Origin of the sequence: Plantibacter sp. Mn2098 (assembly GCF_049319745.1) — a bacterium.
GTDB lineage: Bacteria > Actinomycetota > Actinomycetes > Actinomycetales > Microbacteriaceae > Plantibacter.
Genome location: NZ_JBMOUH010000018.1, coordinates 1 through 5,667, shown reverse-complemented (window position 1 = coordinate 5,667; position 5,667 = coordinate 1). Strand labels below are relative to the sequence as shown.

Here is a 5,667-nt window from a genome sequence, read left to right as displayed (position 1 = left end):
CTTAAACGCGAAATGGCCACCCAAGAATTCTTGGGTGGCCATCTCAACGAAGAAGTCCGGCGGTGTCCTACTCTCCCACAGGGTCCCCCCTGCAGTACCATCGGCGCAAAGAGTCTTAGCTTCCGGGTTCGGAATGTGACCGGGCGTTTCCCTCTTGCTATGGCCGCCGAAACACTATTGATGTATCAAAGTGAACGAGCAAACCAACACAGTAAGTGTTGTTTGCGGGTTCTCGACCGTACATCGAGAACCACTCAGTGGACGCGTAGCATCTTCGATTCAAACGAAGTATGTGTTATCAAATTATCGGCTTATTAGTACCGGTCAGCTCCGAGAGTCTTTCGTCCTCTCTTCCACATCCGGCCTATCAACCCAGTAGTCTGGCTGGGAGCCTCTCGCCCGAAGGCATGGAAATCTCATCTTGAGGCCGGCTTCCCGCTTAGATGCTTTCAGCGGTTATCCATCCCGAACGTAGCTAATCAGCGGTGCTCCTGGCGGAACAACTGACACACCAGAGGTTCGTCCAACCCGGTCCTCTCGTACTAGGGTCAGATCCTCTCAAATTTCCTACGCGCGCAGCGGATAGGGACCGAACTGTCTCACGACGTTCTAAACCCAGCTCGCGTACCGCTTTAATGGGCGAACAGCCCAACCCTTGGGACCTACTCCAGCCCCAGGATGCGACGAGCCGACATCGAGGTGCCAAACCATGCCGTCGATATGGACTCTTGGGCAAGATCAGCCTGTTATCCCCGAGGTACCTTTTATCCGTTGAGCGACAGCGCTTCCACAAGCCACTGCCGGATCACTAGTCCCGACTTTCGTCCCTGCTCGACTTGTCAGTCTCACAGTCAAGCTCCCTTGTGCACTTACACTCGACACCTGATTACCAACCAGGTTGAGGGAACCTTTGGGCGCCTCCGTTACTTTTTGGGAGGCAACCGCCCCAGTTAAACTACCCACCAGGCACTGTCCCTGAACCGGATTACGGTTCGAAGTTAGATATCCAGAGTGACCAGAGTGGTATTTCAACAATGACTCCACCTGAACTAGCGTCCAAGCTTCACAGTCTCCCACCTATCCTACACAAGCCACACCGAACACCAATACCAAGCTGTAGTAAAGGTCACGGGGTCTTTCCGTCCTGCTGCGCGTAACGAGCATCTTTACTCGTAATGCAATTTCGCCGAGTTCGCGGTTGAGACAGCTGGGAAGTCGTTACGCCATTCGTGCAGGTCGGAACTTACCCGACAAGGAATTTCGCTACCTTAGGATGGTTATAGTTACCACCGCCGTTTACTGGGGCTTAAATTCTCAGCTTCGCCTTGCGGCTAACCGTTCCTCTTAACCTTCCAGCACCGGGCAGGCGTCAGTCCGTATACATCGTCTTGCGACTTGGCACGGACCTGTGTTTTTAGTAAACAGTCGCTTCCCACTGGTCTCTGCGGCCTTCAAACGCTTTCGGAGCAAGTCCTAATACGCCTCAGGCCCCCCTTCTCCCGAAGTTACGGGGGCATTTTGCCGAGTTCCTTAACCACGATTCTCTCGATCTCCTTAGTATTCTCTACCTGACCACCTGAGTCGGTTTGGGGTACGGGCGGCTGGAACCTCGCGTCGATGCTTTTCTTGGCAGCATAGGATCACCCACTGTCCCTTACGGGTCCGTATCGTGTCTCAGCCTTCACGAGAGACGGATTTGCCTATCTCTCAGCCTACGCACTTACACCGGGACAACCATCGCCCGGCATGGGCTACCTTCCTGCGTCACACCTGTTAATACGCTAACCGCACCAGCATAGGGTCGTGTGCTAGGCCCAACGTCTCACCCCGAAGGGATCAATCAGAGGGATTCAGACACTTAGCATTACTGGATTAGCTTGGGCGGTTCTTCGCCGGTACGGGAATATCAACCCGTTGTCCATCGACTACGCCTGTCGGCCTCGCCTTAGGTCCCGACTTACCCAGGGAAGATTAGCTTGACCCTGGAACCCTTGGTCTTTCGGAGGACATGTTTCTCACATGTCTTTCGCTACTCATGCCTGCATTCTCACTCGTGTAGCCTCCACGGCTGGTTTACACCGCCGCTTCACTGGCCACACGACGCTCTCCTACCCATCAATACGGCTGGACCACGAAGGCCTACCAAAAATATCAATGCCACAACTTCGGTGGCGTGCTTGAGCCCCGTTACATTGTCGGCGCGGAATCACTTGACCAGTGAGCTATTACGCACTCTTTCAAGGGTGGCTGCTTCTAAGCCAACCTCCTGGTTGTCTGTGCAACTCCACATCCTTTCCCACTTAGCACGCGCTTTGGGACCTTAGTTGGTGGTCTGGGTTGTTTCCCTCTCGACGATGAAGCTTATCCCCCACCGTCTCACTGCTGCGCTCTCACTTACCGGCATTCGGAGTTTGGCTGACGTCAGTAACCTTTTAGGGCCCATCGGCCATCCAGTAGCTCTACCTCCGGCAAGAAACACGCAACGCTGCACCTAAATGCATTTCGGAGAGAACCAGCTATCACGAAGTTTGATTGGCCTTTCACCCCTATCCACAGCTCATCCCCTCAGTTTTCAACCTAAGTGGGTTCGGTCCTCCACGACGTCTTACCGTCGCTTCAACCTGGCCATGGATAGATCACTTCGCTTCGGGTCTAGGACATGCGACTGAATCGCCCTATTCAGACTCGCTTTCGCTACGGCTACCCCTCACGGGTTAACCTCGCCACATATCGCTAACTCGCAGGCTCATTCTTCAAAAGGCACGCTGTCACCCCAACATGGGAGCTCCAACGGTTTGTAAGCAAACGGTTTCAGGTACTATTTCACTCCCCTCCCGGGGTACTTTTCACCTTTCCCTCACGGTACTTGTCCGCTATCGGTCATCTGGGAGTATTTAGGCTTATCAGGTGGTCCTGACAGATTCACACGGGATTTCTCGGGCCCCGTGCTACTTGGGATACTCTTCGCACGATTGCTGCATTTCGACTACCGGGCTGGCACCGTCTCTGGCTGGGCTTTCAATCCCATTCGTCTATACAACGTTCTAATGCTCCCTGCTTATCAGCGCAGAGTGAAAAGTCCCACAACCCCGAACATGCAACGCCTGATAGCTATCACACATGCCCGGTTTAGCCTCTTCCGATTTCGCTCGCCACTACTTACGGAATCACGGTTGTTTTCTCTTCCTGAGGGTACTGAGATGTTTCACTTCCCCTCGTTCCCTCTACCCGCCCTATATATTCAGGCGGGAGTCACCAGGTCACCCAAAGGGCCTGGCGGGGTTTCCCCATTCGGACATCCTCGGATCAGGGCTCGTTTATCAGCTCCCCGAGGCTTATCGCAGATTACTACGTCCTTCTTCGGCTCCAGATGCCAAGGCATCCACCGTTTGCTCTTAGAAATTTGAAATCACATGAGTTTGAATCGATCGCCACCAGTTCCCTGGTGAAGATTGACCAATGATCTACACACTCCCCAAAGGGAATGTGTTTGATCTTTGTGATCCAGAACCCGTAGGTCCTGAATCTAAGATGCTCGCGTCCACTGTGTAGTTCTCAAAGTACGGGCGGTACCTGCTTTCTTGACCATTGATGTCAAGCAAAACAGGCCCTGAGGTTCGTCCTCGCCACCGAAGTGACGGATCCGGTCCCTCAGGACCCAACAGCGTGCATATGCCGGCCATCCCAGTACCAACCGTTCCGATCTCCCGAAGAAGATGTACTGAGCTGCCACCGATCGAATCGGCATCAATGTCAATGTTCCACCCATGAGCGCCACCTGAGAACATTCGCCTCAGTGTGACTTGGCAGCTTGAATCTCCCTGTATACAGAGGAGAGCTGCACATGCTCCTTAGAAAGGAGGTGATCCAGCCGCACCTTCCGGTACGGCTACCTTGTTACGACTTAGTCCTAATTACCGATCCCACCTTAGACAGCTCCTTCCTTGCGGTTAGGCCACTGGCTTCGGGTGTTACCGACTTTCATGACTTGACGGGCGGTGTGTACAAGGCCCGGGAACGTATTCACCGCAGCGTTGCTGATCTGCGATTACTAGCGACTCCGACTTCATGAGGTCGAGTTGCAGACCTCAATCCGAACTGGGACCAGCTTTTTGGGATTCGCTCCACCTTACGGTATTGCAGCCCTTTGTACTGGCCATTGTAGCATGCGTGAAGCCCAAGACATAAGGGGCATGATGATTTGACGTCGTCCCCACCTTCCTCCGAGTTGACCCCGGCAGTATCCCATGAGTTCCCACCATTACGTGCTGGCAACATAGAACGAGGGTTGCGCTCGTTGCGGGACTTAACCCAACATCTCACGACACGAGCTGACGACAACCATGCACCACCTGTTTACGAGTGTCCAAAGAGTTGACCATTTCTGGCCCGTTCTCGTATATGTCAAGCCTTGGTAAGGTTCTTCGCGTTGCATCGAATTAATCCGCATGCTCCGCCGCTTGTGCGGGCCCCCGTCAATTCCTTTGAGTTTTAGCCTTGCGGCCGTACTCCCCAGGCGGGGCGCTTAATGCGTTAGCTACGACACGGAAACCGTGGAATGGTCCCCACATCTAGCGCCCAACGTTTACGGGGTGGACTACCAGGGTATCTAAGCCTGTTTGCTCCCCACCCTTTCGCTCCTCAGCGTCAGTTACGGCCCAGAGATCTGCCTTCGCCATCGGTGTTCCTCCTGATATCTGCGCATTCCACCGCTACACCAGGAATTCCAATCTCCCCTACCGCACTCTAGTCTGCCCGTACCCACTGCAGACCCGAGGTTGAGCCTCGGGATTTCACAGCAGACGCGACAAACCGCCTACGAGCTCTTTACGCCCAATAATTCCGGACAACGCTTGCACCCTACGTATTACCGCGGCTGCTGGCACGTAGTTAGCCGGTGCTTTTTCTGCAGGTACCGTCACTTTCGCTTCTTCCCTGCTAAAAGAGGTTTACAACCCGAAGGCCGTCGTCCCTCACGCGGCGTTGCTGCATCAGGCTTTCGCCCATTGTGCAATATTCCCCACTGCTGCCTCCCGTAGGAGTCTGGACCGTGTCTCAGTTCCAGTGTGGCCGGTCACCCTCTCAGGCCGGCTACCCGTCGTCGCCTTGGTGAGCCATTACCTCACCAACAAGCTGATAGGCCGCGAGTCCATCCTTGACCGAAATTCTTTCCAGCTCCTAGCCATGCGGCTGAAGCTCGTATCCGGTATTAGACGTCGTTTCCAACGCTTATCCCAGAGTCAAGGGCAGGTTACTCACGTGTTACTCACCCGTTCGCCACTAATCCCCAAGAGCAAGCTCCTGGTTCATCGTTCGACTTGCATGTGTTAAGCACGCCGCCAGCGTTCGTCCTGAGCCAGGATCAAACTCTCCGTAAATGTTTAAACGCACGACCACCGAAGCGACCGGCACATTAATTTGCAACCAGCCACCGGAATAGGCGAACTGACTGCGAGTTTGAAACTGACAGAACAAATCATTACTGACTTGCTTTGTTGTTTAAATGTTTTCCAAAGGAATCTCCTGTAATCTCACCCGCTAGAAACGGGATCCAAAACACGAGGTTTTTGGCATTTGACATTGTGCACGCTGTTGAGTTCTCAAGGATCGGATGCTCCTGCCTTTGGCCTCACGACCGCCCTGCAGGGCAACTTCTCTAGCTTACCA

General features: G+C 53.9%; 3 rRNA genes. All 3 read right to left on the bottom strand.

The window, feature by feature from the left end:
* Positions 1 to 54 precede the first annotated feature (54 nt).
* Positions 55 to 171: ribosomal RNA gene (gene rrf, locus ACL9RL_RS19715) — 5S ribosomal RNA — on the bottom strand.
* 123 nt (positions 172 to 294) lie between these two features.
* Positions 295 to 3,409 (bottom strand): 23S ribosomal RNA (locus ACL9RL_RS19710).
* A 446-nt stretch (positions 3,410 to 3,855) separates the two neighbouring features.
* A 16S ribosomal RNA gene (locus ACL9RL_RS19705) occupies positions 3,856 to 5,378 on the bottom strand.
* Together the 16S, 23S and 5S rRNA genes form the textbook arrangement of a ribosomal RNA operon.
* Between the last annotated feature and the right edge of the window lie 289 nt (positions 5,379 to 5,667).